Annotated in this window: 24 protein-coding genes and 2 pseudogenes; 4 read left to right on the top strand and 22 right to left on the bottom strand. The window is 39.4% G+C overall.

Annotated elements, in window-relative coordinates; all coding sequences use genetic code 11:
- Positions 1–116 precede the first annotated feature (116 nt).
- The 7 genes and pseudogenes from B7E07_RS03220 to B7E07_RS03195 all read right to left on the bottom strand — a co-directional run bounded on the left by B7E07_RS03220 (position 117) and on the right by B7E07_RS03195 (position 5,065).
- Positions 117–812: an ABC transporter ATP-binding protein gene (locus B7E07_RS03220; RefSeq protein WP_080844040.1), complete on the bottom strand. Its 696-nt coding sequence runs from the start codon at positions 810–812 to the stop codon at positions 117–119.
- Positions 809–1,624, bottom strand: coding sequence for an ABC transporter permease (locus B7E07_RS03215; RefSeq protein ID WP_306807539.1), 816 nt, complete (start codon positions 1,622–1,624; stop codon positions 809–811). The genes B7E07_RS03220 and B7E07_RS03215 overlap by 4 nt, the downstream gene beginning before the upstream one ends.
- Positions 1,625–1,655: 31 nt before the next feature.
- Complete coding sequence (locus tag B7E07_RS03210) at positions 1,656–2,210, bottom strand: nitrous oxide reductase accessory protein NosL (protein WP_139785561.1); 555 nt, start codon at positions 2,208–2,210, stop codon at positions 1,656–1,658.
- Positions 2,207–3,487, bottom strand: coding sequence for a right-handed parallel beta-helix repeat-containing protein (locus B7E07_RS03205; protein WP_080844037.1), 1,281 nt, complete (start codon positions 3,485–3,487; stop codon positions 2,207–2,209). The genes B7E07_RS03210 and B7E07_RS03205 overlap by 4 nt, the downstream gene beginning before the upstream one ends.
- Positions 3,488–3,812: 325 nt before the next feature.
- Positions 3,813–4,322, bottom strand: a complete 510-nt coding sequence (locus B7E07_RS03200) for a methylated-DNA--[protein]-cysteine S-methyltransferase (protein ID WP_139785560.1) — start codon at positions 4,320–4,322, stop codon at positions 3,813–3,815.
- A gap of 81 nt (positions 4,323–4,403) precedes the next feature.
- Positions 4,404–4,574 (bottom strand): hypothetical protein, encoded by a 171-nt coding sequence (locus B7E07_RS23885; RefSeq protein WP_218970395.1) that lies wholly within the window; start codon positions 4,572–4,574, stop codon positions 4,404–4,406.
- Between the two features lie 144 nt (positions 4,575–4,718).
- Positions 4,719–5,065, bottom strand: a pseudogene (locus B7E07_RS03195) (Lrp/AsnC family transcriptional regulator).
- Between B7E07_RS03195 and B7E07_RS24350 the strand changes: the two are divergent.
- A pseudogene (locus B7E07_RS24350) lies at positions 4,999–5,193 on the top strand (hypothetical protein); the annotation flags it as partial. The pseudogenes B7E07_RS03195 and B7E07_RS24350 overlap by 67 nt on opposite strands.
- Positions 5,194–5,398: 205 nt before the next feature.
- Complete coding sequence (locus tag B7E07_RS03185; RefSeq protein ID WP_080844036.1) at positions 5,399–5,728, top strand: four-helix bundle copper-binding protein; 330 nt, start codon at positions 5,399–5,401, stop codon at positions 5,726–5,728.
- Between the two features lie 106 nt (positions 5,729–5,834).
- Here B7E07_RS03185 and B7E07_RS03180 read toward each other — a convergent pair whose 3' ends face one another.
- From B7E07_RS03180 to B7E07_RS03170, 3 genes are all read right to left on the bottom strand, one after another.
- Positions 5,835–6,317 (bottom strand): SRPBCC family protein, encoded by a 483-nt coding sequence (locus tag B7E07_RS03180; RefSeq protein ID WP_080844035.1) that lies wholly within the window; start codon positions 6,315–6,317, stop codon positions 5,835–5,837.
- Between the two features lie 350 nt (positions 6,318–6,667).
- Positions 6,668–7,051: a DUF1398 family protein gene (locus B7E07_RS03175; RefSeq protein ID WP_176215103.1), complete on the bottom strand. Its 384-nt coding sequence runs from the start codon at positions 7,049–7,051 to the stop codon at positions 6,668–6,670.
- 360 nt (positions 7,052–7,411) lie between these two features.
- A complete protein-coding gene (locus B7E07_RS03170; RefSeq protein WP_080844033.1) occupies positions 7,412–8,209 on the bottom strand; it encodes a hypothetical protein in 798 nt (265 codons plus the stop codon).
- Between the two features lie 296 nt (positions 8,210–8,505).
- On the opposite strand from B7E07_RS03170, the gene B7E07_RS03165 reads away from it, so the two are divergent.
- Together B7E07_RS03165 and B7E07_RS03160 are read left to right on the top strand one after the other, a co-directional pair.
- A complete protein-coding gene (locus B7E07_RS03165; RefSeq protein WP_080844032.1) occupies positions 8,506–9,552 on the top strand; it encodes an NADH:flavin oxidoreductase/NADH oxidase in 1,047 nt (348 codons plus the stop codon).
- A 47-nt stretch (positions 9,553–9,599) separates the two neighbouring features.
- Positions 9,600–10,013: a MarR family winged helix-turn-helix transcriptional regulator gene (locus tag B7E07_RS03160; protein WP_080844031.1), complete on the top strand. Its 414-nt coding sequence runs from the start codon at positions 9,600–9,602 to the stop codon at positions 10,011–10,013.
- Positions 10,014–10,276: 263 nt separating this feature from the next.
- Here the strand turns inward: B7E07_RS03160 and B7E07_RS03155 are convergent, their stop codons facing one another.
- The 12 genes from B7E07_RS03155 to secA all read right to left on the bottom strand — a co-directional run bounded on the left by B7E07_RS03155 (position 10,277) and on the right by secA (position 26,238).
- The gene (locus B7E07_RS03155; RefSeq protein ID WP_080844030.1) at positions 10,277–10,933 is read right to left on the bottom strand and encodes a Type 1 glutamine amidotransferase-like domain-containing protein; all 657 of its coding nucleotides are present in this window, start codon (positions 10,931–10,933) and stop codon (positions 10,277–10,279) included.
- A gap of 104 nt (positions 10,934–11,037) precedes the next feature.
- Positions 11,038–11,679 carry an NUDIX hydrolase gene (locus B7E07_RS03150; protein WP_080844029.1) on the bottom strand — a complete coding sequence of 214 codons (642 nt, stop codon included), beginning with the start codon at positions 11,677–11,679 and terminating at the stop codon, positions 11,038–11,040.
- Between the two features lie 578 nt (positions 11,680–12,257).
- Positions 12,258–13,199: a DNA/RNA non-specific endonuclease gene (locus B7E07_RS03145; RefSeq protein WP_080844028.1), complete on the bottom strand. Its 942-nt coding sequence runs from the start codon at positions 13,197–13,199 to the stop codon at positions 12,258–12,260.
- A gap of 573 nt (positions 13,200–13,772) precedes the next feature.
- Complete coding sequence (locus tag B7E07_RS03140; RefSeq protein WP_080844027.1) at positions 13,773–14,966, bottom strand: PDZ domain-containing protein; 1,194 nt, start codon at positions 14,964–14,966, stop codon at positions 13,773–13,775.
- 194 nt (positions 14,967–15,160) lie between these two features.
- Positions 15,161–16,606 carry a S41 family peptidase gene (locus B7E07_RS03135; RefSeq protein WP_080844026.1) on the bottom strand — a complete coding sequence of 482 codons (1,446 nt, stop codon included), beginning with the start codon at positions 16,604–16,606 and terminating at the stop codon, positions 15,161–15,163.
- A gap of 238 nt (positions 16,607–16,844) precedes the next feature.
- Positions 16,845–18,179: a murein hydrolase activator EnvC family protein gene (locus tag B7E07_RS03130; protein ID WP_257391388.1), complete on the bottom strand. Its 1,335-nt coding sequence runs from the start codon at positions 18,177–18,179 to the stop codon at positions 16,845–16,847.
- Positions 18,180–18,342: 163 nt separating this feature from the next.
- The gene (gene ftsX, locus B7E07_RS03125) at positions 18,343–19,236 is read right to left on the bottom strand and encodes a permease-like cell division protein FtsX (protein WP_080844025.1); all 894 of its coding nucleotides are present in this window, start codon (positions 19,234–19,236) and stop codon (positions 18,343–18,345) included.
- Complete coding sequence (ftsE, locus tag B7E07_RS03120) at positions 19,226–19,912, bottom strand: cell division ATP-binding protein FtsE (RefSeq protein ID WP_080844024.1); 687 nt, start codon at positions 19,910–19,912, stop codon at positions 19,226–19,228. The genes ftsX and ftsE overlap by 11 nt, the downstream gene beginning before the upstream one ends.
- A gap of 627 nt (positions 19,913–20,539) precedes the next feature.
- Entirely contained in the window at positions 20,540–20,887 is a 348-nt protein-coding gene (cccB, locus tag B7E07_RS03115) for a cytochrome c551 (protein ID WP_080844023.1), read from the bottom strand.
- Between the two features lie 52 nt (positions 20,888–20,939).
- Positions 20,940–21,812, bottom strand: a complete 873-nt coding sequence (locus B7E07_RS03110) for a YitT family protein (RefSeq protein WP_080844022.1) — start codon at positions 21,810–21,812, stop codon at positions 20,940–20,942.
- A gap of 699 nt (positions 21,813–22,511) precedes the next feature.
- A protein-coding gene (gene prfB, locus B7E07_RS03105; RefSeq protein ID WP_139785558.1) for a peptide chain release factor 2 occupies positions 22,512–23,613 on the bottom strand; the annotation gives its coding sequence in 2 pieces (ribosomal slippage) (positions 22,512–23,540 and positions 23,542–23,613; 1,101 coding nt in all).
- Positions 23,614–23,727: 114 nt separating this feature from the next.
- Entirely contained in the window at positions 23,728–26,238 is a 2,511-nt protein-coding gene (secA, locus tag B7E07_RS03100) for a preprotein translocase subunit SecA (RefSeq protein WP_080844020.1), read from the bottom strand.
- Positions 26,239–26,329 lie beyond the last annotated feature (91 nt).

Here is a 26,329-nt window from a genome sequence, read left to right as displayed (position 1 = left end):
ATTGAGTAATATTTTGAAGAGAAAGGAATTTTTTCAAGGAATAGAATAGCTTCCATTCTAACGTAAAAAAAGCTAGTATTCTTGAAAGAATACTAGCTCAGCAAGCAAACGGGAATCTATGATCTATGCAGCAGCATCAGACGACTGATATTTTCCTTCACCGGCTGCTCTGAGTTCAAAACTTCAATGACTCTTCCTTCCTTCATAAAAAGAATTTCACTAGCAATCTCTGCAGCCACATCCATCATATGAGTCGAAAAAATAATAATAGTGCCGCTTTTTTTTAACTCTGTGAGGATTGCCAAAAACTGATCAACCCAATATGGATCAAGACCATTTGTTGGTTCATCCATGATGAGTAATTTTGGATTTGAGAGCAATGACTGGCCAAAGAGAAGTCTTTGTTTCATTCCTTTTGAAAGACTCTTAACTAGCATGGAACTTTTATCGGATAAGCCAATCTTCTCAAGCACCTCACCAACCCGATCCTTATGAATGCGTCGGATGGAGGCATAAAATTGGAGAAATTCTTTTACAGAAAGCGTATCTTGTGCACGATAATCGTCCGGCATATAACCGATTTGCTGTAAATATTCTTTGCGCTTCACTTTCGGGTTCGTTTCTCCAAGATATACATTTCCGCCATCGTGGATTGAAATCCCTGCCAGGATATTAATCATTGTGCTTTTCCCAGCTCCGTTGCCTCCGCACAGAACAATACAGCTCCCCGGTTCAGCTTTGAAAGAGGTGGTATGAAGCGCTACTTTTTCTTTATACACTTTACTGATGCCATCCACAATGAACAGACTCATACTTGCCTCCTCCGCTTCAAAACAAATGCAGACGTTAAGATGCATGCTGCAGATACAACAACCAAGTAGTTAAATAACATAAACAGTGAAAATGGTGATTCCCAAAACTTCACGAGTCCGTCATATGGCTGCCCAAATACAGCACCGCCATCTAAGGTAATCACATAGATCACGCGGAGCAGTTCAGCAGGGTTGAGAAACAGGGATATCTTCATCAGCGGCGAGATCCAAGTATATGGAAATAAACTTAACAGATTGATCCAGGCGATGGGCCACACCATGATCAGGAAAAACCAGATCCCAACAGATATCGATAATGATTGCCACCTTGTTGAAACAAAGGAACCGACCGTAAATCCAATGACTAGAAAGATATACATTAATAAAGCGGAAAATCCATAGAGCAGCATAACCCACTTTAGCGTAATTCCCCCGCCCGTCAGCAGTGAGATGACAATACTGACGCCAAAACTGAGTGTAAAAACAGTGATCTGCGAGATAAACTGTCCAGCGATTTTTCCTAACACATACTCCAGTGTATTAATGGGATAGGTGCTAAGCAAGCGCCACTGCCCATTTTCCATCTCAGCTGATATGGAAAATGAGCCGGCCAATAGCATAAACAGCGGAATAATGTATAATGCTATATTCATGACCGTGCCCGTCATATTCGTATATAACGTGAGGGCAGGCACACTTTTTTGCAGCATAAATAATAACGTCAAGACAGCAATCCATAAGATACTAAAAGAATAATAGGAACGCTGCCTGATTGTTGTATAGATTTCGGATAAACAGAAATTCCGCATCATGACCATCCTTTGTTTAGGTTAAACGAGAAGATTAGTGAGAGCCTGACTCCTCTTTATCACTATGACCATGGTCAGATTTCATTTCACCATGTCCGTGATCACCTTCATGTCCATGACCTTCCATCATCTCATGATTCATCTGCCAATCATGATCAGCAAGTGCATCTGCTGCAATCAATTCTCCATCATTTTCAGCGATAAATTCATCTGCGGAATCCTGGTTTTCAAATGAGATCATATTATAAGCCATTGGCGTCTTCACATCCATGTTGTACACATAGAAAGCATCTTCAGAGCGAATCCATTCCTCATTGTTATAATCTCTTACAAATGTCGCTGCAATTTCTTCATCTGGATTTTCATCCAGCCACACATACATACAACCTAAGTCATCAAATACGTGAGATAAACCATCTTCCAATACTACTTGAGTAGCAAACTGGTTATCCATTACCGACATATTGCAGACCGGACATTTATCCGTCTCCTCATTGATCGCTCTAGGCTGAACCTCCTCACTGCCACACCCCATCAGCAATCCGCCAATGATAACACTTAAAAGGGAAAAATAGATTACTTTCTTCATGTAGTTCTCCTCCATTTTTGAATGATTAAAAGATTTACAAATATAAAGGCAACACCCACAAACCAAAGAACGATTTGTTTTTCATTTTTTTGTCCATTTTCAGAACATGCATAGACCATAGAAGGCTCTAAATCCCTTAATAATTCATCTTCTGGTCCATTGAATACTTGTTTTAACAAAGTAATGCCTGGATGCTGGAAAAATAATTGGTACTCTGGAATTCTTTGAACAAGCGCCATGAAGTATGGGTCCGCTGCATGGGGAAGTTCACTCACCCCATCTCCGTCTATATCGAGTTTAAGGGCAGCATCCCAGTAATTATTTATAATAATATTATTAGCGCTTTCATTCGCTTGGGTATCATTCACATTTCCATTAAAGGTGTTTGAGACTAATTGATTATCGCTGGAATTCTTCCATTGCGCGCCAATCGTATTAGATTGAAAGATATTTTTCGATATAGTTGCATCTGAGGAATCCTCTATGAAAGCTCCTACCCGATTCGAAGCAAATACATTATTCTCTGCCACTACATCCGAAGTTAAGTACAGCAGCAGTCCTTGTGAATTAACATTTTGGTTATTAAAGGAGAAATCATTGTTCTTGATCAGCACATTCTCAGCCTCCATCACCATGGCTCCTGTAAAGTTATGCTGCGACTGATTCTCTTCAATGACTGTATCATTCGTGAACATTAAATGAATGCCGTAACGGGCATTCTCAATGACATTTTGTACGATCGTATTTCGATGACTTTGCTCCATATAAATACCATCTAAAATAGTGTCGATTTTCATTTCTCTGATGGTACTGTCATTTGTTTTCCAAAGGTCAATGCCGTTCTCCTTCCTGGTGCCCATGATTGCACTTTCTTCCACAACAATCTGATTTGCTTCAAACAGCTGCAAGCCCATTTGTGATGACTGGATCTTCAAATTGCTCAAATGATGCTGATCTCCCGTGACATATACAGCAGCCAGTTCACTATTGTCTTCATTGCACTGTTCAATCGAAACGTTGCCTAATTGGACTCCATCTCCGCTTATCGCTACAACGGGAGCGTTCTCGCACGAGTTAATTGTGACATCCCGCTCACCGATTAAATTCAAAGGTTTATCGATGGCAATGTTTTCTTCATAATACCCTGGTGGGATTATCAGAGTGCCGCCAGCTTCGGCCTCATCTATCATTACTTGTAAGGAGGGCCTTTCTGCTGAGATTGAATTTGGGAATAGCAATAAACATAATGATAAGAAAAGTATGTAAGTGATCTTCATTCATAACCCCCTTTTCAATTCTATTGCATTATTGACAAGAGAATCCTTATCAAAACATGATTTTTTCCCATTATAATCTGGAAAAGTGAAGAAATAATGAAGTTATCTTGAAGACTTTTAAAAAGATAAGAAGATATGTTAGATTTCCACTCCAGGGTACTCGCTTTCCGGCGGGGCGGGTGCTGAGCCTCCTCGTCGCGATGCTCCTGCGGGGTCTCAGCTCCCCACTCGTCCCGCAGGAGTCTCGCACCCTTCCGTTTCAATCAGCAGGTTCAATTTTCAAAAAATCTATTAGGAGAAAGAATAAGATAAAAAAACTAGTACTCTACTTAAGAATACTAGCATTTTCTTTCCTTCTATTTTCAGCCATGGTCTGCTCATGTTTTAATAGCCATTCTTTTCTCCACAAGCCGCCTGCATAGCCTGTGAGTTTTCCGCTGCTGCCGATGATTCGATGGCAAGGTACTGCTATGCTGATTGGGTTTTTGCTATTGGCCATACCTACCGCTCGCACTGCTTTTTCGTTGCCGATCGCAACAGCAATTTGTTTATACGAGCCCGTCTTCGCATAAGGTATTGTTGTCAGTGCATTCCACACCTTCTTTTGAAAATCCGTTCCGGCAAAGGCAAAAGGAAACGAAAAGTCCATTCTTTCTCCTTTAAAATATTCATCCAGCTGCTTTAGACACTGCTTCATTGGTGCTGGAACAGATTCTACATTCACAGAATCTTGTGCAGACTCCTCAGAGAATAATATGGAAACAATCCCCTGCTCGGCACCCGTTATTTCAATCAATCCTATTGGTGATTGGTACGTGGTCATTTTCAATTCCATCTTTATCTCCTCCTCAAAACGATTGGCAGAAACAATACACTTTTCAATTAAATATGTTATCTTAAAATAACGAAACCTTACTTACATAAAATGAAAGGAGCAGATTATGACTAAGTTCTCCACTATTTCTTTAGTCATTGCCATTATACTGATCATCTCTAATACACTTGCATTTTTATTCAAAGCAGAAATCAGCAGTGTATCTTTTACACTATCCATACTACTTACTGTTGTTTTATTAATAAACGCCATTATTTTACGCCGAAAAGGAAAAGCCTAGCAAAAGATTTATAGGCTCTCCTTTTTGGGAGCGTCTGATCTTATTTTAAGCACTTTACCACTACCAAAATCTCCTTTAATATGAACAATCGATACTTTATTCCCCGCATATTTGCTCTATTTCACTAAAAACTCATCCAGAGCTGTATTGGATGGAAATTTGCATTCAGCTTTCTCCACTTGATTTGTAGTTGTTTAAGACAAATTCCTTCTGCTCTTTCACAAAATCAGGATAGACCTGGTGAACTCCGCATAAAAATATGGTGATTGCATGTACCGTGTTTCCCTTTTTCCTCATTTACTTTAATTGTATATCCCTCACTTACGCCAAGATCCTCTAGCTTTGCAACTCGTGCGGAAGCTGCCTCACCAGTTAAATGGACCTTTTCATCTACAAATTCGATGCAGCCTTTGTTGTTGCAAGAAATTATCAATCGATCCATTTTTCGGCGAAAAAGGAGCATATCCGCCATTACAAAACTCCTCAAGACAGAATCAGAATAATCCGTTAGTGGACTTACCATTTTCTATTGAAGAATTGAAGGATCAGACAGATGCTGTTATTGTAACTCATTTACACCTAGATCACTATTCTCTGATCTAGTATTTGTTCCTAATGACGGTGAAGCATATACATTTTACTATTTGAAGGCTGGGACATAAATACGAACAATTGCAGATATGTTGATGTTCTGTCTAATTGTTCGGGTCTTTTTGCTGCTTTTAGAAAGATTGTGTTTTGTCCAAAGAAGACAGGGTAGTAATACTACTAAAATGCAAAGTAAGGAGAGTTCGCTATGACCCAGCAGCAATATGAAGAATGCATCAAAGCCTGTTTAGAATGTATGGAAGCATGTAATGTGTGCTTTGACGCTTGTTTAGAGGAAGATAACGTAAAAATGATGGCCGATTGCATCCGATTAGACCGTGATTGTGCAGATTTATGCGGATTAGCTGTAAAAGCAATGCAAACCAACAGCCCAGCCGCAAAACAGATTTGTGCTCTTTGCGCGGAAATCTGTGAGAAATGCGGAAACGAATGTAAAAAACATGATCATGACCACTGTCAAAAATGTGCGGAGGCATGCTTTAAGTGTGCGGAAGTCTGCCGCAGCATGGCAGCTTAATAATACAAAAAGAACAACATGTTGAAGTACGCTGCTTCAGTATGTTGTTCTTTTGTTTTTTTATATGTTAGAGAATCTCAGCATCTAAGGAGCTTCCTGCTTTATTTTAACGTTCCACCTTAAACGCTTCCCGATACATCTCTCTCAACTCACCTGCGTTGTCATCCCACTTAATCTGTTCCCCATTAACGATCTGCCCAAAAGCATCGAGACAGCGATGCCACCCTGCTGCGGTTTGAACCGCCCATGAAGGATCTTCAAATGTATGAATAAAAGTCATTCGGCATCCGTTATTTTTTTCTTGCAATGAGATTCTTATTAAATCAGCACCACCCTCATGAAAAGCAAAAAGGAAGGGCTCTTCAAACTCGGTAATCGTTCCTTTATATGTTGTTCCTTCTCCATCATCAAAGGCTATTTCACCACCATGCCTAACATCCATCTCACCAGTTGCAAAAGGGTACCACTGTGTGAATGAACCAGGATCAGTTAGAACGGCGAAAACCTCTTCTGCTTTTTGAGAAAAAGAACGCTCAAACCTTAAAGAATAATGGCCTTTTGACTCATGAAAAGTTCCTTTTTCAATCATATTGATTCCTCCTTCTATTGACAAAAATAGCAGCTGTATTGTTGCTTATATTGTATCAAATAACAAGAAGAAGCCCAAAATGATCCTATAAAAAATCCCTTCAAGCTTATCATTTGAAGAGATTTGGATGACTTCTTTAGTAAATTTGAAGGGTAACATACAGTTATAGCAGGCTTCCATCTATATAATATCGCTTTTGTTGTACAGATGACTAAATTATAGCACCCTTTGTTTAAGTGTTTTCCTCACAAACTAAACTTGCTTCCAAAAAAAGAGTTGCCTAAGCAACTCCACCATTTTAACATAACTTTTTTTAAAAATTCTTTTACGTACCTGTTTTGAAAATTAATTTAAACTCTAAGCTGTTCTTCAATTACTTCTCCCTCTATACCCAAATATATAATTTTCCTCTCTGGTATGTACACCCGATAAGTTATGATTCCAGCGTCAGCAATTTCTTTTAAGAAATCTAAAAAAGGAAGCGAGATATTTGCGATTGCCTCCAATACCTTATTTCGATTAAATTGATCAGAGATAGCTAGGTCTACTTGAGAGTCTGTTTTAAACTCCGAATGGACTCCTTTATAGGTGGCTTGACCAATTGAAACATCTATTTCGTATTCATTTATGCCTCTTTGGGACAATTCTTGTAAGAATTGTGAAAAACTTAAATCACCACTGCTTCTTTTGCGGATAATCTCTTGAAACTCACCTTCTGTTATATTGTCATTCACACAAATACCTCCAAAAAGAATTAATTTTATTCTAAAGCTTGTATCAAGATACTTCCTTCTAATAAAACTGATTTCTCATTATATTCCTTCTGATATACATTCGATGTATACGTTATTACCACCATGTTCTAATGTCCCATTTAGGATTGCCTAAATGGTGATTTTTTACTGTAAAGATTCACTATTCTTCTTTTTTCGTACTAGTAGAGCTAGCACACATTAAGTATTATTTCTGTTTAAGTTAAGCTTCCACGTTTACTTGAATAAACAAAATAGCGATCTTTCACACCTGAAGAATCGCACCCGTTTGTTTAAAGGAAAACAAAAACGAATGTCTATTTTATAAATAAATAGTTTGAATTAATTTATTGTCCATTTTACATCTATCTTCCCCTTCAAGTGATCTCCAGTGACAATCAACCTATAAGCTCCTGCTTTTTCTGCATTAAATTGGATCGCTCTCGTATTAAGCTCTTCATACTCTCTATCCATTTCCCCTAGTTCTGTCATCCCTACATTTTCATTATTTTGATCTAAAATCTGGTATCCATATCCTCCTCCGTTTGTTGGTGTAAAGGATATATAAATCGTTACCAGATCTCCTTTTTTTAAAGATAGAGGAATTTCATGCTTGCCATTAAAATGGTCAAACATTGCAGCATATGATGTATTTGTTATTTCTTCAGTCCAATTCTCTTTATCAGTAAAATCGATTAATCTCACACTGAGGAGTAAAGGGAAAACGAATAGAGCAATCAAAGCCAATCTCTTTTTCTTTTTTAAAAAATAACAGCATAAAACATAGATAAGCGCACATAATGAACCAACAAATCCAGCAATCAACGTAAAAGGATTTATCCCCATAAATGGAAAAAAAACAATGAATCCTGCCAAACAGTGTAAAAAGATTTTTGCAATAATCGTTAATTTAACCCACTTGTATCCTACTAAATCGATTAGAACGGTTATTAGTAGTGCATATCCACTTATATATAGCCAATACTCTAGATCTGATAAGTACTCTGTAAACTCAAACAAATCTAAACCGGTACCCAACAATAAATATGTACACATAATAAATATTAACAAACCAAGAGCTGCAACCTTATTAAGTATGTAATCCATCACTGTGTCATTAAATCTTATTTGTAAATTCATAAATCACCTGAAATTTTCCTTTTTTTAATATGATAGCACAAATTCTTACATCAATAGATTAGCAGATTGATCCAACTTAAATATTCTAATAAAGAAAACTTGCCCGTTGTACAACAAGAAATAAGACGCCACAGCGAACAATTCTTTAAACTTGCACACGATAATTTGGTGAAAATTTTCACTTCCTCTATATAAACAAACTTAGATGATAAAATTTATTAAGATTGCGTCTGATAAGTAATTCTGTTATTTTAAATACATGCATGTGCATGCATTTAAAAATGGAGGGGTTATTTATGAAAACAATCGGAACGCCTTTTGCAATGAAAGGCTTAACACTTAAAAATCGAACGGTGATGGCACCGATGTGTCAATACTCTGTAGATAAAGAAGATGGCATACCGAATGATTGGCACTACGTTCACTATGTATCCAGAGCCGTCGGTGGTACTGGATTAATCATTATGGAAATGACGAGTGTAACCCCTGAAGGGAGAATAACGAATCAGGATTTAGGTTTGTGGGATGATAACCAGATTCCCGCATATCAGCGTATTGTATCTGAAGTTCATAAATATGGTGCAAAAATTGGCATCCAAATTGCTCACGCCGGCAGAAAGGCTGAAGATGCCCTGCAGCCAGTTGGACCATCTAATCTCGGAGGTGAGGCACTTCCTGAAGAAACGAAAAATGGATCATTGAAGCAGCCACGTGCGTTGAAGCTCAATGAGATTCAGGAAATAATCCAGCAATTCAAAGAAGCTGCTAGAAGAGCCGTTGCTGCAGGTTTTGATACAATTGAGCTTCATGGTGCGCATGGTTATTTATTACATCAATTTATGTCTCCAAGTATTAATAATCGAACAGATGAATATGGTCAAGATCTCTCCAAATTTGGCGTTGAAGTGATTCGGTCAGTTAAATCTGTCATGCCAGAAGACATGCCTCTAATCTTAAGAATTTCGGCTATTGAATATATTGATGGTGGTTACGGATTAGATCATTCATTACAAATAGCTGAACAATTTAAAGAAGCTGGTGTTGATATATTCCATGTTTCAACTGGCGGCGAAGGTATACCAGGTTCTTTAAAGCCAGGCAATTACCCTGGCTATCAAGTGCCTTTGGCAAGAGCTTTCAAGGAAAAGTTTGGACTTCCTGTGATCGCAGTAGGCATGCTAAGTACCCCTCAAGTAGCAGAGGCTGCTTTATCCAATGGAGACGCCGATTTAGTGGCTGTTGCAAGAGGTATGTTGAATGATCCTTATTGGAGTCTACATGCAATAAAAGAAATTACACGCAAAGTTACACCGCCATTTCAATATGCTCGAAGCATTCAATAACCATAATATGTTACACTAGAGTCAGTAATTATTGAAAGGCGATGGCAATGAATAATTCCGATGAATTAATCCAGATTTGGATGAATTTTTCAAAATTCCATAATCGAATTACACGCGCTCTTGATCAAGTACTTCAGCAAAAATACCAGCTTGGCTTAAATGAGTTTTATTTTTTAATATTTTTAAATGAAGCTCAAGAAAAGAAGTTACGTCTATCAGAGCTTCAAAAGATGGTTGGTCTAAGTCAAAGCGCACTGTCTCGTTTAGTATCAAGACTAGAGCAACATCATCTACAAGTAGTGGAGAGAGCGAGCTTTGATAAAGATAAACGCAGTGTTTATGCCCTACTGACACCCAGTGGCGGACAATATATTGTGGAGATTATGAAGGAAATAAATATCGTGTTAGAACAATCACTTTCTACTAAAGATATATTAAATCTAAAATTATTTGCAGAATAACTTTTAGTAATAAAAGGCATATCAAGTTTCCCTAAACGGACCTTTTGATATGCCTTTTCTATTTATTTTAGTACCCCTATTAAACAAAACTGCCCCTCTAGCCATCTGAATTGGCAGCTGTCCCTTGAACTTAAGCACCCGGTAAATGAAGTAAATAAATAACCGCATACTCAACACTGGCGCCAGTTCTCCTTCGCTTAATTTAAAATAGAGAAGGTGTTATAAAGAAATTAATTCAGTTAAGCCAGTTCGATTCCCTACAATTAGAGCGTCTCATCCATTTTCTGAATCTTTGAGTTGGAAATTAAATAAACATCGCCAATGACGTCGATTTTGTCTCCTTTTACACGTATAGCGCAATCTTTATTCGACGCATAAATATTTATTTCTTTTGATAGAGGAGATAGTTCGCTTTGAACCAGTGCAATGTTATTTTCAAGATCAAAATGAGACAGAACGGAAAAATCGTCAAGACCGATTCCGTCGTAAACAGTGCTCGTTTCAACTTCATCTCCAAAGTTTTTCGAGGATAACCATTTTGCGGACATGTTGATTGCTCCAGCGCTTGCTCCCATCACAACGGCACTGCTTTTTTTTATCGAATCTGATAATTTATATTCCACTAAAAAACGATTTTGATTAAAAATATTGCCACCCAACAAGAAAATTACGGAAGCATTTTGAATGATCGTTTGAGCATCCTCCTTCTGTAGGCGGTAATTAATTAAATGATACTCATCAAACATAACACCAACCTGATCGAGCCACGTGCGTTCAGTAGCACCATCATCTTCATAAATAGATGGGTTTGAGCTAATCATAGCAAGCGATTTTCTATCAATTATATCCTCCTGTAGCGCCCTACCCAGATTCTCTGAAAAAAAACTTTCAAACCAACCTAAATAATAGTGAGTTTTCATAAGTACCCCCTCAGCAAAGTGTAAATATCATTATTCCTTGCTTCACTCATTCTCTGTTAAATTTGGTAGTCTTTTGATATTCTTTCAAGGCCAACTCTTTACTATCAATTAATAAGACTTCTATTTAAGAAAAATTTTAATTCCTTTAAAACTTTGGAAATATAGGTATTATCATGGGGCAAGAAATCATCTTTACGCACGAATCGATCTACTTCAATATTTTCCAATTTTTCATTTAATACTATACCTTTAGCTTGAACACTATCTATTTCTTCTAGCCATAACCGCTCAAATGATTCTAACTCAATCATCATTATTCCGGATACTTCTTCAATTTGGAAGTTATACTTAATTTCTGACACATCTGGGATTATGTATAAGAATACATGTCCAAGTTCCCTATCAATAATATCATCCTGAATGATTTCATCACGTATGTTTCCGATAAAAATTAAATCCTCCATTGATACATTTACACCTAACTCTTCATGAACTTCTCTAATACCATCAGGAACACTTTCATCTGCATTTAAATGTCCAGCTGCAGATATATCTAACATATTGGGATAATCTTTCTTCTGATTACTTCTTAACTGAAAATGAATAAAATATTTATGATCTACTACACTCACTAACCAACAATGGAATGTCTCATGCCATAAGCCTTTACTATGAACTTCCTCTCTAGTAGATGTTCCTATGTATTTTCCATTCACATCAAAAATCTTTAGGATCTCTGTATTCATTATTTCACCTTTTATTCATTTGAATTTTTTAAAATAAGGATATAATCACCCTACAACTTTTCTCAACAAAGCTTTAACACATGCAGACCAATTAGATGATTACCATAAGGATCTTTGAAATTAAACCAGATGAAAGGGTGGGGTTTTAAAAATATTATCCTCTGAAAATATCCTGCTATCTAATACAAAAGCAACATTGAAAAGACTCGTAATTTGTATTGTGACATATTAGGACTATAGAGATATTATTTGTCATTTGCATATTGTACCAATGAAAGGAACAGGCACAGGAAAAAATACTGCACCAACTTGATTTAATCTTGGAATCATTGATTACCTCCCAATTTTGTTATCATTTAAATTCGTCATGTACTTAATATCCCCTTCCTATTAAACTCACTTGGCCCTATTTCTACATAAGAAAAAAGGCATCCCTTTTTAAGGAAAGCCCTATTAGTGAAAAATAATTATATTTCCACCATACAAATCTAAATGATTATTTCTGTACAGACAGCCATTTGCAAATTGACATAAATCATCCAACAAGTTTATTTATTTTGCCTCAAAATTCGAGTGTCTTACTCGCCTACCATACCGTCACCGTCTCGATCATCCATATATTTGTACAACCAATGATCACTCATTATTGGCATGCTGAAACCTGCTGCTTTTGCTTCTGCGATTGTCACCTGTCCATTCCCGTTTGTATCAATATTAGAAAGATCTCCTTCATTTGTGGAAGAACTTGCTGAATCGGGCTCGGTGTCCTTACTTCCGGTTAGTCCAAGTGATTCGTTTACTTTATCAGGGTTCACATTGTCAAATGAATCCGTAATGACATTTCCTTTTACTGTATACGTATACTGATAGCTCGAAGGAATCTGTGTTACTGTATCCGGGTAGGTGATAATCGCTTCGAAATGAGTGGCCCCGCCTGCCTTGCGGATAGTATCTTCCAAATAGGCTTGGTCACCATGTCGGTTTAGCGTACTATCTTGTGGAGTAATATTATAAGCATTTGATACCCCTCCGAGAGAATCAGCAATGACATGTCCTTCATCTAAAACGTCACTTTCGACGCCAGGAACCTTTGCTTCATCCGAATAATAGCGGCCAGACGATAATACAGTCTCCTTACTGTCATCTTGTAGAATGATTTCGTCAGCAATAACACGCACTAATTGTCCGTATTCATTCGTAAATGCCCAATATTCACGGTCTCCGTAACCAATATCAACGACGACGTTCGATTTACGATTTCCAGACAAATCACCCCCATCTACTTCCATGAGTTCGTATCCTGCAAATCGTTCATCATTTGCTTGGGTTAATGTTTCTTCTGCTGCTGGTTCATCCTCAACCGTCGTGACAATTTCTTCTTTTTCACTATTTTTATTTGGCTCAACTGTTGTTACTTCTTGTTGATCTGTTTCTATATCTGTGGTGGCTGCATGATCATCGTTCGTACAGCCAACCATAATGATGGCCGTTAAAAGTAAGATCAAATAATTCGTTTTCATTTTAGATTCTCCTATGAGTTTCATGTTGTTCATTCTAAAGATATTAGAATGAATAATATTAGATTAACGTTTTTAACATTAACCTGTTGATAATAGTATATTCTAAGATTAACTTTATTTCAGTAGTTATTTTGTTGGAAGTTATGCTGTATTTACACATGTTCTAAAACAAAGAAAAGACTGGGACAAAATGGAAATATTGCTTCTAAAACACCAAGGTTCATTTTCAAGGTTTGCGTGTTTACACAAGCCCGTTCCATTGCGCTACGGACCCTCGCTTTCCGTGGGGAGGAAGCTGAGCCTCCTCGTCGCTGGCGCTCCTGCGGGGTCTCACCCTTTCCTCTATTGCCCACTGGAGTCGAGGGGCCTTCGCTCCATTTCACTCATGTTTAGAAATATTAAATGTTAAAAACAAATAAAAAACCGGATGATTAGAAAGATAAACTTCCTAACCATTCGGTTCTGTGGTTGTGTTAAATACTTACGTTCCAGTCTCTCGAAAATTTTTTTATTATGTTGGTAATTCTGAAAGATTAAGAACTTTTTCAGATGATTAATTAAAAAATCACTCAATCAAACCGCTTCATTTCCCCACTTCTTCTCATTCTGCACAAAAAGAATGCCAAGTTCATGGTGGTCACCTTCATAAAGAGCACGCTGGACGAAGCGCACTTCGCCATTGACGTCTAGAACTTCGAGCTTACAGTGGGCACGATTTTTTTGCAGTGCTTCGTAAAAGCCGTTTTCATTTGAGACCTTTACGCCATTCACCTTTGTGATCATTTCGCCAACCTGCAGAGCCATTTTGCTTGCTGGAGTATTGGGGATGATCCCTAAAATCATGAGCGCATGGTTTTGTTTTGAAAAGTAGAAGGTAGCATTATCCTCGTGCACGCGGTTACGAAGCGCTAGGATTTCCCGGCCAAGGATCGCTCCTGTAATAGCGGCAACAGCGGCAACAGGATACCAATACGCCGCAATCGATGTTAACAGCACCAATACACCAAGAGCCATGATCCGTCTTCCGACATTTTTCACTGCTAGTTTTGGCAGCGAGCTTTGAATACGCTGGAAAAAGCCAACCGCAAAAGGCACTAGAATTAGAGAATAAACATTTTCTCCAATAGAAAAGACCGGCCACCATTCAATCCAAGTCTGAAGGGCATCCCCTGGAATTAAAAGAAATACCGGCACCATCCAAACTCTCTTTACTTCATGAGCTCCGACAACTTGCCCGCGTTTGCTTTTCATTAACCGTGGGGATGTCCCTTTGCTGCCATTTCTCGCAATTAAAATGCCTTCTCCTATTAACAGCAGACCAGCCAGAACAGCAACTGCAGGAAATATTATTGCATCTCCTTCAATGACAGACTGTAGCCAGGAAGGAAGCGGCCAATTTTGCTGAACCGCAATGGTTGTCAGAAAAAAGGCAAAGCCTAGCGTATAAACGGGAGATAACCACCTCACCTTCCCTGTCAGTGCAATCAGCACAGTTAAGGCAGCCGCGAATACGATCGTTTCAAGAGGGACAGCTAACCCAGCTCCTACCATAACGAGGGAAAAAATAAGACCTAACAGCAATCCAAGAGGCAATAGCTGTCTCAGTTCAAAATAGGCATTTTCGGCACGCACCGAAAAATCTCTTCTTTCTTTTTTTACACGAGAGACACCAAGCCATGCGGCATAAAAAAAGAGCAAATAAAATACCGGATTCAATAGCAGCCTGGCCGCTCCTTTTGCTATTTCAATCAGCCATAATTCAGCCATTGTTCCACCAACCTCTATATTTCTAGAATAGAATTCTAATATTCTTTACATGTCAAAATTTCATCTGTTTCTATATGTATTATATTCTACCAAATTGCTGCGGCAAAACCTATTGATAATTCTATCGTTCATAAATAAAAATATGACAACAACGCCATCTCCATGTCGAAAAATGGCGTTGCCTGTCATTCTAGTTATTGTGCTAAATATTTCAGCCCAGCCTGCAGCTGCAAATCATTATTCTCTTTTTTCAGTTCTTCTAATACAGCCTGCTGCAGAGCTTGAGCTGTTTTCCCATCGATCTCTCCACTCGTTTCAAGATCATGCATTCGCTGAAATGCCTGGACAGCAACCTCTGTCTCTTCACTGAAATAACCGTCCGCTCTGCCAGGTTCAAAGCCTAATGCAGATAAAATTTCCTGGGCATACTGTACTTCCTCTCGATTCATATCCTTTTTTAAGGTTTCTTCCAATTGAAGCGGATGTGTCCGGTATAAATCCGGCTGAGTGACCTCAAGAGTCGGTTCAATCCCTTTTTTATGAATCCAATTTCCGTCAGGAGTGAGCCACTTAAAGAGGGTTAGCTTAATGTTGCTGCCGTCTCCCATTGCCATTGGCTGCTGCACCGTTCCCTTTCCAAATGTTTTTTCTCCAATGAGTGTGTAACCGCCCGCTTCTTTTAAAGCACCAGCCAAGATTTCAGAAGCTGAAGCACTGCCTTTATCAATTAACACAGCAATCGGATAGTCTTTTTCCTCTTCTCTCTCTGAGAAGTAGGTGGAACGTTCACCGTTGCGCTGTTCAATTTGAACAAATGGTTTTTCCTTTGTGACAAGCTCGCCCAGTATTTCTTCCACTGACGTTAAAAAGCCGCCTGGATTCCCTCGCACATCAATTAATAGGCCGTCTACACCCTCATTTTCCAGCTTTTTCAGCTGATCGGAAAACTCACTTGCTGTATCCTCTGAAAAAGAGGTAATCTCCATATATCCTATATTTTTTCCATTCTCTCTTTTCACTTCTGAGTAAACCGTAATCTGCGGAATCTCGTCTCTTTTCACTTCAATCTGCAACGGTTTATTCAAACCTGTGCGGGCAATTTCCAGCTTCACCTTTGTACCCTTTTCTCCTCGGATTTTTAAGGTTGCTTCATTCAGATCTAAGCCTTCAACACTATCGCCATCTACTTTTAAGATTTCATCATCCGGTTTTAATCCAGCTTTTTCTGCAGGCGAGTCTTTAAAAGGAGAAACAATGACGATCTTTCCGTCTACCTTGCTGACCTCTGCCCCAATCCCCTCAAAAGAGGATTCTAATGTTTCATTAAACTGCCGTGCACTTTCTTCATCCATATAAACAGAATACGGATCGTCTAAGGTAGCGAGCATTCCCTGAATCGCTCCCTCTGCGAGCTCTTCGCTTTCCACCTCTTCTACATAGCTATTTAAAATTAACTGATAAGCTGATTCCATTTTTTCAATATCAAACGTTACTGCGCTATTATCATTTGCTTCGGAATGAATTTTAGATTTTTCAGCATTGATTTCTTCTCCAGCATAATATGAAATCCCCACATATGTCCCACCAGCACCTGCAAGCATCGAACTGGCTACAACTGCTGCAACCCATCTTTTTCTCATGTAATCGCCCTCTCTTTTGTCAATAGCTGTCACTCAAAGCACGAGTCATTCTGCAGCATTTTCTACAGACCAATATATGAACTAGATGGACGAGTTATGATTATTGCAGGAGAATACAGGGTAAAAGAAATGTAGAGATACGAAGCAGATCCAAGTCCTATGCTGGGGAGTTTGTAACTTTTATTTAATCCAAATAAAAAACGGAAGAAGCATCGCCTCTTCCGTTAAACGTATATTTTTACAATGGTACAATTCCGACTGGATTAATAGCGTTTGATTTTGATGCATTCCATTGTCCACGGTGAAGTTCAAAATGCAAATGCTGGCCATAAGATTGACCTGTATTCCCCATGTATCCGAGCTGTTGCCCTTTGGAAACGACAGCACCAGAACCAACTGATCTGCTGCTTAAATGAGCATAAACCGTTGTATAAACAACCCCATCTATGGAGTGCGCAACAAAAATAGCATTTCCGTAGCTGGAAGAATAATAGGAACGAATGACCACACCATCTGCAGCTGCTACAACAGGAACACTTCCTTGTGCAGCAAGGTCAATGCCGTAGTGGAATGTACCCCAGCGAGGGCCGAATCCAGAAGACAAACGGCCAGCAGATGGACGTGTAAAGGCTCCGCTTGCTACCGGTGGTGCTGAAACCTGCTGTCCGCCGCCTGATGCAGGTGGCGTTGAACCACTACTAGAAGAACTGCTGCTATTCTTTTTAGCAGCCGCCTGCTGAGCTGCTGCTGCTGCCTCTGCTGCTTTTCTTGCAGCTTCTTCTTGACGCTGCTTCTCTAGCTTGATTGCTTTTTCGACAGCCGCCGTTTGAGCAGCTAAGATTTCTTTCTGTTCTTCAAGGTCAGTGATTTCAGCATGCTTTTGTTCTTCTTTTTCTTGCAGGGAAGCCATTAGCTTGTCCTTTTCACCTTTTTGACTGTTCAATTCTTTTTCTAGCTGCTGAAGATCTGCCAGCATTGTTTCAAGGGAAGCAAGTTCCTTTTCTACAGTCGTTTGCTTTTCTTCAAGAAGATCTTTATCCGCCTGATGCTCTTTTAAAATGCTTTGATCGGCTTCCATGATGGTTGCAACAGCACCAACTCGATCAATAAAGTCACTGAAGCTTTGTGCTCCCATAAGAACATCTATATAACTTACAGCACCGCCCGTTTCCTGAAATGAGCGTGCGCGATCCTTTAGAAGTTCATTTCTTTTTTCAATGCGCTCTTTCAGGATTCCAATTTCTTCCTGAAGCTTGGCGATTTCATCTTTTGTCTTAGAGATCTGCTCATTTTTTTCTGTAATTTTTGTTTGAGCATCACTGATGGCAAGATCTAATCTTTTAATCTCTGCCTTAACATTCTCTTGCTCATTTTGCAATTGTTCAATTTCCGTGCCTGCACTATTAATTTGTGAATCAACACCAGAGCGTTCCTGCTGAAGCTTTTCCTGCTCTTTTTGCAAATTATTTATTTTATTTTCCGCAAAAGCCTGATTGGCTGGAGTGCCTATTGCCAAACCGCCAGCACCTAGCATTGTAGCCATGGATAGAACTAGTAGACGTTTTTTCTTCACTTTTCTTTTCTCCCCTCATACCAATACTGATGATTTTGGTTACAGATGTCCGTGGCTGCATTCAATGTTAAAAACCAGAAAACTGTTCATAGAAATGGAATGTTCTATGTATAAAACGGAAGAGTGCGATTTTCATATCAAAAACCGCAGCTCTCCTTCTCTATTAAACTTTTAAGAATTTACGGACAGACATTAAACTTCCCCAGATTCCAATTAAAGCACCCATTAAAATGAGCAAAGCGGAAACCTGGAATACGAATGGGCTAAACTCTAAGAGCTGGATAAAGTGCCCGTCCAACCGTGGTGCAATATAGTCATATGCATAGGAATAGGATGTTGCAATTAATGCAATCGGAAGAATCGCTCCTAGTATTCCAAGCCATAATCCTTCAAGGAAAAACGGCCAGCGAATAAATGAGTTTGTTGCACCTACTAGCTTCATAATTTCAATTTCACGACGTCTGGATACAATCGTGATTTTGATTGTATTAGAGATTAAAAACATCGCTGTAAATAATAGCCCGATGATCAGCACTAGGCCTACATTTCGGCTGACATTAATGAAGGAGAATAGTTTTTCAACTTCTCCTTGTCCATATTTAACTTTAGATGCATATGCCAATGCTTCAAGTTCTTCAGCTACTGTCATTGTATCTGTCGGATTTTTCGTCTTTACGACAAAGATATCATTCAATGGATTGTCTTGCTCAAAGAGTTTAAAAGCTTCCCCATCTTCTCCAAGACTAGTAATCATGTTATTTAGCTCTTCTTCTTTTGGAATAAAAGTAACAGAACCCACTTCAGATATTTGCTCAATTTGTTCCCTTAAAATCTGCTGATCTTCTTCTGTAGCTGCAACATCAATATGAACACGGATTTCAACATCTTCCTCAATTGAAGTTGCCACATTATTAAGGTTCATCATAATGACGAAAAATACGCCTACTAATATTAAAGTGACCGTTACCGCACTTGCTGATGCAAAAGTCATCCAGCCGTTGCGGGCAAGACTTTTGAAGCTTTCACGGAAATGACGGCGCAATGTTCTAGACTTCATAGCCGTAATCACCTCTTTGCTCATCCCGGACAATTTTTCCGCCCTCAATTGCGATAACACGATGTTTAATCGTGTTAACTATGTCTTTATTATGAGTAGCCATGAGGACCGTCGTTCCCCTCGTGTTAATTTCATCAAAAATGTTCATAATCTCCCAAGAAGTTTCAGGGTCAAGGTTACCAGTCGGCTCATCGGCAATTACTAGTTTAGGGGCGTTTACAATTGAACGGGCAATTGAAACACGCTGCTGTTCACCGCCAGATAGCTCAGTTGGCAGCATTCTTACTTTATGTTTTAAATTAACGAGTTCCAATGTATCCATCACTCGTTTTTTAATATTTTTCGGATGCTCTTCAATTACCTCAAGCGCAAAGGCAACATTTTCATATACAGTTAGCGTTGGCAGAAGCTTAAAATCTTGGAAAACGACTCCGATATCTCTTCGCAAGTTCGGAACCTTATTATTTTTCAGCTCTGTTAGGTTTACACCATTAATGAGAATTTTACCGCTTGTCGGCTTTTCTTCTCTGTACATCATTTTAATAAAAGTTGATTTCCCGGCTCCACTTGGTCCAACTACATAGACAAATTCACCTTGCTTTATATGAACATCTATTCCATTAGCAGCTGTGACACCATTAGGGTATCTTTTATATACGTCTTGCATTTCTATCATCTATATCACCTAAAAATATGTCTTAGTTTTATTTATGCAGAAACTTCACCAAAATACGACATTTATCGACATAATCAGAGGAAAAGGAACAAATTCTTTGTTCTCTTTCTCACAGACTTCATTATACCATCATACTTTGTCAAAAGAACGGAAAAAAATATTACATTTTCTTTTCATTTATCTCCTGTATTCCTACTTTTTTCCTAAATATTTTATAAAATATTCAATAAATCGACGGAATTTTCCTTCTATATTACCCTATTTATTTTTATTTTTTTGCTGAATGGTGTTAAAAATTGGAACATTGACTGGGTAGTATGCTATAGAAATGTACAGGGTTGAAGGTTTGCTTTATAAAGAGGAATTCTAATCCGTACGTAAAATCCGTTAAGGCATAAATAGAAAACGAAATATATTTGTTAAGACTTTGTAAATGATCGGATATTTCGTTGAATTGAACGAATACTTCAATGAAGTGACCAGAAATAATGATTAATTTATCTAATATCACTGGAAATTAACCGAAAAACATTAGGAAATGATCGATAACTAAGTAATATGCATTTTCATAATACTTTAAATGTGGAAAACCAATAAAAAAACGCCCAACAGGACGTTTTTCTTCTATTACTTTTTAGCAGAAAGCCATTCTGCGACTACGGATGCATCTTCACCAGTCAGCTGACCTTTAGGCATAGCGCCTTGGCCGTTAAGAATGATGTTTTCAATTTCATCTTTGGATAATGTGGATCCAATTGTCTGCAAGCCCGGGCCCGCTCCTCCAGATAGATCCTGTGCATGGCATTGAGAACATTTTTGATTGTATAGCTTTTCTGCATTGCCGGCATCTGCAGTAGTAGTTTCTCCACCAGCAGCGTCATTACTACTTGTGTCTTCAGCAGCATCGTCACCGCCGCCGCAAGCAGCAAGTACAAGTGCAGATCCTAATAATAATGCAAGCAGCTTCTTTTTCACTTTAAACTCCCCCTCAGGAAAAAATCCATAATACAGTTATATTATACCAATACTAGTCCCTTTTGAAACCCTCACCAAGCACCTCTGAAGCATCGGTAACAATGATAAATGCAGATGGATCAATTGTTTTCACCAGTTGTTTCAATTTTGTGAACTCGGTTGGATCAACTACACATAAAAGCACAGGACGCTCATGATCGGTATAACCTCCGTATGCAGATAGTTTTGTCACACCACGGTCTATTTTATTCAGTATCCCTTCACGAACATCATCTTGTTTTTCTGTGATGATAAGAGCCATTTTGGATCTTCCAAAACCAACCTGCACTAAATCAATTGTTTTACTAGTGACATACAAGCCAATCAATGCATATAATCCTTGTTCAATATTAAAGACGATGGCAGCTGATAAAACAATAAGTCCGTCGATAAGTGCTACACAAGTTCCTAATGACAGGCCTGTATACTTATTAATAATTTGCGCGGCAAGATCGGTTCCTCCCGTTGATGCTTTTCCTCTAAATACAATGCCTAATCCAAGCCCCACGCCAATTCCGCCAAATAAAGATGCAAGCAAAGGATCACTTGTCCAAGCATCCCAATCGTTTGTCAAAAACACAACAAACGGCAAGAAGATCGTCCCCGCCAGTGTTTTCGCCCCAAACTGTCTGCCGAGCAAAATGACTCCAGCAATAAACAGCGGAATATTAAAAGCCCATTGCACATAGGCGGGTTCCCAGCCAACAAGTGCATCAAGAATGGTACTGATCCCGCTGACTCCGCCAGAAGCGACCCGGTTCGGCAGTAAAAATACATTAAATGAGATCGCTACAATTGCTGATCCCAGTAATACAAAAGCATATTCCAACACCCAAGCTAACGGTGTTTTTTTCCCTGTCAAAACTGCTCTATTTTTTCTTCCCATTTTCGTCTCCCTCTAACCTCTTTTATGTACACTAGTTGATTTAGCTTCCAATACAGGAAACCTGCACCAGGGCTCATTTTAGCATGCCACTTCCTTCTTTGTGAATGCCAGCGGACTACTGTGGTAAAGAGGTGAATGAACTCAGTACGCTCGATGCTTGTCTGTCTTTTCATAGCTTTTGTTTTCTTTGGCAAAATATGAGCGGGGGCAGTGATGAAAATTCCTTTTAGAGGAATTTATTAGCAGAGGTATTTCACCTATGAATAGGTATAGTCTGGGAGAATGTATTGTCTTGGAGAAAATAAAGGGAGGATTTCCGCTTATTCCGAGAAATCTCTTCATTTCCTGCAAAATAAGGGGAGGGTTTCCGACTATTTGAACAAAATTATTATATTTCGTTCCAAATATAGCTGTTAACCGGAATTTCTCCGCTTATTTTTGCTGTTTTAGCTCTTTTTTACACCTTAACCGGAATTTCTCCGCTTATGGATAGGTATAGTCCAGGGAGAATGTATCTTCTTCATGAAATAATGGGAGGATTTCCGCTTATTCCGAGAAATCTCTTCATTTCCTGTAAGCTGTTCTCCAACACCCAAGTCTGCACTTCCATAAACGTCACATTTATAGTCTTCATTTTTCATAACTCTTCAAAAAAACGACCTTTGCTGTTTCGTCCGCAAAGGTCGTTTTTCTTATTGCTTAGCTCAAACGCGAGCGTAAGTAAGCATTGATAAAGCTGTCGAGGTCTCCGTCCATAACGCCTTGGACATTTCCTGATTCTGTGCTCGTACGGTGGTCCTTCACCATAGAATATGGGTGGAAGACGTATGAGCGAATCTGGCTTCCCCAGCCAATTTCTTTTTGCTCGCCCCGGATTTCGGCAAGCTCTTGCTCCTGCTCTTCAATTTTACGCTGATATAGTTTCGCTTGAAGCATTTTCATCGCACGTTCACGGTTTTTGATTTGCGAGCGTTCCGTTTGGCATGTAACCACTACGCCCGTTGGAGTATGGGTAATTCGAACAGCTGAGTCAGTTGTATTGATGTGCTGTCCGCCGGCACCACTCGCACGGTACGTATCAACTTTTAAATCTTCTGTACGGATATCTATTTCAATTTCATCGTTAAATTCCGGCATGACTTCGCAGGAGACGAAAGATGTGTGCCGGCGTCCAGATGAATCGAATGGCGAAATACGGACAAGACGGTGTACGCCTTTTTCTGCTTTTAAATAGCCGTATGCATTATGGCCTTTGATCGCAAGTGTCACGCTTTTAATGCCCGCTTCATCTCCTGGCAGGTAGTCGAGTGTTTCAACCTTGAATCCTTTTTTCTCCGCCCAGCGTGTATACATACGCAGCAGCATGGAACCCCAGTCTTGAGATTCTGTTCCGCCAGCCCCTGGATGCAGCTCAAGGATCGCATTGTTTTTATCATATTCTTCGCTTAAAAGCAGCTGCAATTCAAAATCGCTTAATCGCTTCATTAAGTCCTTCATTTCAGTTTCAAGCTCTTCCTGAAGCTCTTCATCGCTTTCTTCTCGAACAAGTTCATATGTCAATTCAAGATTTTCATATGTTTCATTTAAATCGTTGAATTCATTGACTGCATCTTTTAACGCATTGGATTCACTGATGACTATTTGCGCCTGCTGCTGGTCATCCCAGAAATTAGGCTGAAGCATCACATCATCCAGTTCAGCAATACGAGCCTCTTTGTTTTCTAAGTCAAAGAGACCCCCTAAAGTCCGCTAAAATTCTAGCTGTTTTTTCAAGTTCATTCCGAATATCTGCTAATTCCATTTATGTCACCTCATTATTTTTTTCCATCATACATTATATCCCACCAGAAACAAAATGGTACACATGGATCTTCAAACGATAAGCCGGCAAAGACTATGCCGGCTTCTAAATTCTTTATTTTGCTGCACCGCAGCAGTTTTTATATTTTTTGCCGCTTCCGCAAATACATGGGTCATTACGGCCGACATCCATTTGCTTCACAACTGGCTTTTTCTTAAGCTTTTCGCCATCCTCTTTCGGATTGACTGCTTGGCCTTTCGCTACTTCCTGACGCTCCAGGTTATTGCGGATTTCTGCTTTCATGACTAATCTTGAAACCTCATCTTCAATCGACATAATCATATGTTCAAACATCGCAAACCCTTCTTGCTGATACTCACGAAGCGGATCGATTTGCCCATAAGCGCGCAAGTGAATTCCCTGGCGGAGCTGATCCATTGCATCGATATGGTCCATCCATTTTGTATCAACTGTTCTGAGAACGATAACCTTTTCGAATTCACGCATTTGATCGGCAAGATGAACTTCTTTTTCGTCATATTTCACTTTTACTTTATCTAAGAGAAGTTTGACAATCTCTTCGCCGTCCTTGCCCTGCAGATCAGTAACCGTTAGATCTCCTTCATTGAGAAGATTTCCGTTTACATAATCAACTAAGCCTTGCAGATTCCATTTTTCCTGCTCCTCATGAAGAGGTGTAAAGGCTTCGACATTGCGCTGAATGGATGTTGTCAGCATTCTCTCAATAATTTCTCTTAAGCTTTCAGAATAAAGTACTTCGTTTCTTTGTGTATAGAGGATTTCGCGCTGCTGGCGAAGCACATCATCGTAAGAAAGAAGCTGTTTACGAGCATCAAAGTTATTACCTTCTACTCGTTTTTGCGCTGATTCTACTGCTCTTGATACCATTTTGCTCTGAATTGGCTGTGTGTCATCCATGCCAAGACGGGCCATCATGGATTTCATGTTGTCAGAACCAAAGCGGCGCATTAGCTCATCTTCCATTGATAAGTAGAATTGTGTAATCCCTGGGTCTCCCTGACGTCCTGAACGTCCGCGGAGCTGATTGTCAATCCGTCTGCTTTCGTGGCGCTCTGTTCCAAGAACGGCAAGCCCGCCAAGCTCTTTTACACCTTCACCAAGCTTGATATCGGTACCACGTCCTGCCATGTTCGTCGCAATCGTGACCGCACCTTGCTTTCCGGCATCTGCGATAATTTCTGCTTCTCTTCCATGGTTTTTCGCATTGAGGACATTATGCGGAACGCCCTTTTTCGATAAATATTTTGAAATAATTTCAGACGTTTCAATCGCAACCGTACCAACAAGCACAGGCTGTCCATTTTTATGGCGTTCAGCAATCTCTTCACCAACCGCGCGATACTTGCCTTCCATGGAAGCATAAATTAAATCGGCACGGTCGTCACGGGCAATCGGACGATTTGTTGGAATGACCACTACATTCATATTGTAAATATTGCGGAACTCTTCTTCCTCTGTTTTCGCTGTACCTGTCATTCCGGAAAGCTTTTCATACATACGGAAGTAGTTTTGGAAAGTGATGGTCGCAAGTGTCATGCTCTCATTCTGAATTTCCAATCCTTCCTTCGCTTCGATCGCCTGATGAAGCCCATCACTGTAGCGGCGTCCTTTCATGAGACGGCCAGTGAATTGGTCAACAATAACGATTTCGCCTTCCTGAACAACATAGTCAACATCAACATGCATGCTCGAATGAGCCTTTAACGCCTGTGTAATATGATGGTTCAAAGAAACATGCGTGATATCGAACAAGTTCTCAATGCCAAAAGCTTTCTCCGCCTTTGTCATCCCTTCTTCTGTCAGCTGCACACCTTTTGTTTTTTCATCATACGTGTAATCTTCCTCTGCCTTTAATCTGCTGACAAACGCATTTGCCTGGATATAGAGCTGAGTCGATTTTTGTGCAGATCCAGAAATAATTAACGGTGTACGCGCTTCGTCAATTAAGATGGAATCCACTTCATCAATGACCGCATAAAAAAGCGGACGCTGTACTTTCTGCTCTTTATACAAAACCATGTTGTCACGCAAATAATCAAAGCCAAGTTCATTGTTTGTGCTATACGTAATATCTGCTGAATACGCAGCTTGCTTTTCTTCTTTCGTAATGCCGTTTAAGTTTAATCCGACCGTTAGTCCAAGGAATTCATAAAGCTGTCCCATTTCGGTCGCATCACGGCTTGCCAAATATTCGTTGACGGTTACTACATGCACGCCTTTACCTGCAAGCGCATTTAAGTAAACAGGCAATGTGGAAGTAAGTGTTTTACCTTCCCCTGTTTTCATCTCTGATATATTTCCATCATGCAGGGAAGCTCCCCCCATAAGCTGGACCTTATATGGATATAAGCCAAGCACACGTTTTGCCGCCTCACGGACAACAGCAAACGCTTCTATTAATAAATCATCAAGGGTTTCGCCTTTTTGATACCGCCCTTTAAATTCTTCTGTTTTTGTCTTAAATTCCTCATCAGAAAGCTTTTCCATACTTGCTGCCAGGGCATCCACCTGATCAGCCGTTTTTTCTAAACGCTTTAGTTCACGTTTGTTTTGATCAAACACTTTATTTAAAATTCCAAGCATTAAAAACGCTCCTTTAATTGAAAAGTAAGATCGAAATATACCTCCACAGCTTGTCTGCTGTCAGAAATGAGCGAATACAATGATCCTGTTC

The sequence above is a fragment of the Cytobacillus gottheilii genome (assembly GCF_900166665.1).
GTDB classification, from domain to species: Bacteria; Bacillota; Bacilli; order Bacillales; family Cytobacillaceae; genus Cytobacillus; species Cytobacillus gottheilii_A.
This window is presented reverse-complemented; position numbering and strand designations above follow the sequence as displayed.

What these genes read in the sequence shown, in the direction of transcription:
- B7E07_RS03135 (WP_080844026.1), bottom strand. Translation starts at nt 16,606, where the DNA reads ATGAGAAAAAGATGGGTTGCAGCAGTTGTAGCCAGTTCGATGCTTGCA.
- B7E07_RS03170 (WP_080844033.1), bottom strand. Translation starts at nt 8,209, where the DNA reads ATGAATTTACAAATAAGATTTAATGACACAGTGATGGATTACATACTT.
- B7E07_RS03155 (WP_080844030.1), bottom strand. Translation starts at nt 10,933, where the DNA reads ATGAAAACTCACTATTATTTAGGTTGGTTTGAAAGTTTTTTTTCAGAG.
- secA (WP_080844020.1), bottom strand. Translation starts at nt 26,238, where the DNA reads ATGCTTGGAATTTTAAATAAAGTGTTTGATCAAAACAAACGTGAACTA.
- B7E07_RS23885 (WP_218970395.1), bottom strand. Translation starts at nt 4,574, where the DNA reads ATGGCGTTTATTAATAAAACAACAGTAAGTAGTATGGATAGTGTAAAA.
- B7E07_RS03180 (WP_080844035.1), bottom strand. Translation starts at nt 6,317, where the DNA reads ATGATTGAAAAAGGAACTTTTCATGAGTCAAAAGGCCATTATTCTTTA.
- B7E07_RS03140 (WP_080844027.1), bottom strand. Translation starts at nt 14,966, where the DNA reads ATGGCTGAATTATGGCTGATTGAAATAGCAAAAGGAGCGGCCAGGCTG.
- B7E07_RS03160 (WP_080844031.1), top strand. Translation starts at nt 9,600, where the DNA reads ATGAATAATTCCGATGAATTAATCCAGATTTGGATGAATTTTTCAAAA.
- B7E07_RS03220 (WP_080844040.1), bottom strand. Translation starts at nt 812, where the DNA reads ATGAGTCTGTTCATTGTGGATGGCATCAGTAAAGTGTATAAAGAAAAA.
- B7E07_RS03205 (WP_080844037.1), bottom strand. Translation starts at nt 3,487, where the DNA reads ATGAAGATCACTTACATACTTTTCTTATCATTATGTTTATTGCTATTC.
- B7E07_RS03210 (WP_139785561.1), bottom strand. Translation starts at nt 2,210, where the DNA reads ATGAAGAAAGTAATCTATTTTTCCCTTTTAAGTGTTATCATTGGCGGA.
- B7E07_RS03200 (WP_139785560.1), bottom strand. Translation starts at nt 4,322, where the DNA reads ATGGAATTGAAAATGACCACGTACCAATCACCAATAGGATTGATTGAA.
- B7E07_RS03185 (WP_080844036.1), top strand. Translation starts at nt 5,399, where the DNA reads ATGACCCAGCAGCAATATGAAGAATGCATCAAAGCCTGTTTAGAATGT.
- ftsX (WP_080844025.1), bottom strand. Translation starts at nt 19,236, where the DNA reads ATGAAGTCTAGAACATTGCGCCGTCATTTCCGTGAAAGCTTCAAAAGT.
- B7E07_RS03150 (WP_080844029.1), bottom strand. Translation starts at nt 11,679, where the DNA reads ATGAATACAGAGATCCTAAAGATTTTTGATGTGAATGGAAAATACATA.
- B7E07_RS03165 (WP_080844032.1), top strand. Translation starts at nt 8,506, where the DNA reads ATGAAAACAATCGGAACGCCTTTTGCAATGAAAGGCTTAACACTTAAA.
- B7E07_RS03215 (WP_306807539.1), bottom strand. Translation starts at nt 1,624, where the DNA reads ATGATGCGGAATTTCTGTTTATCCGAAATCTATACAACAATCAGGCAG.
- ftsE (WP_080844024.1), bottom strand. Translation starts at nt 19,912, where the DNA reads ATGATAGAAATGCAAGACGTATATAAAAGATACCCTAATGGTGTCACA.
- B7E07_RS03110 (WP_080844022.1), bottom strand. Translation starts at nt 21,812, where the DNA reads ATGGGAAGAAAAAATAGAGCAGTTTTGACAGGGAAAAAAACACCGTTA.
- B7E07_RS03145 (WP_080844028.1), bottom strand. Translation starts at nt 13,199, where the DNA reads ATGAAAACGAATTATTTGATCTTACTTTTAACGGCCATCATTATGGTT.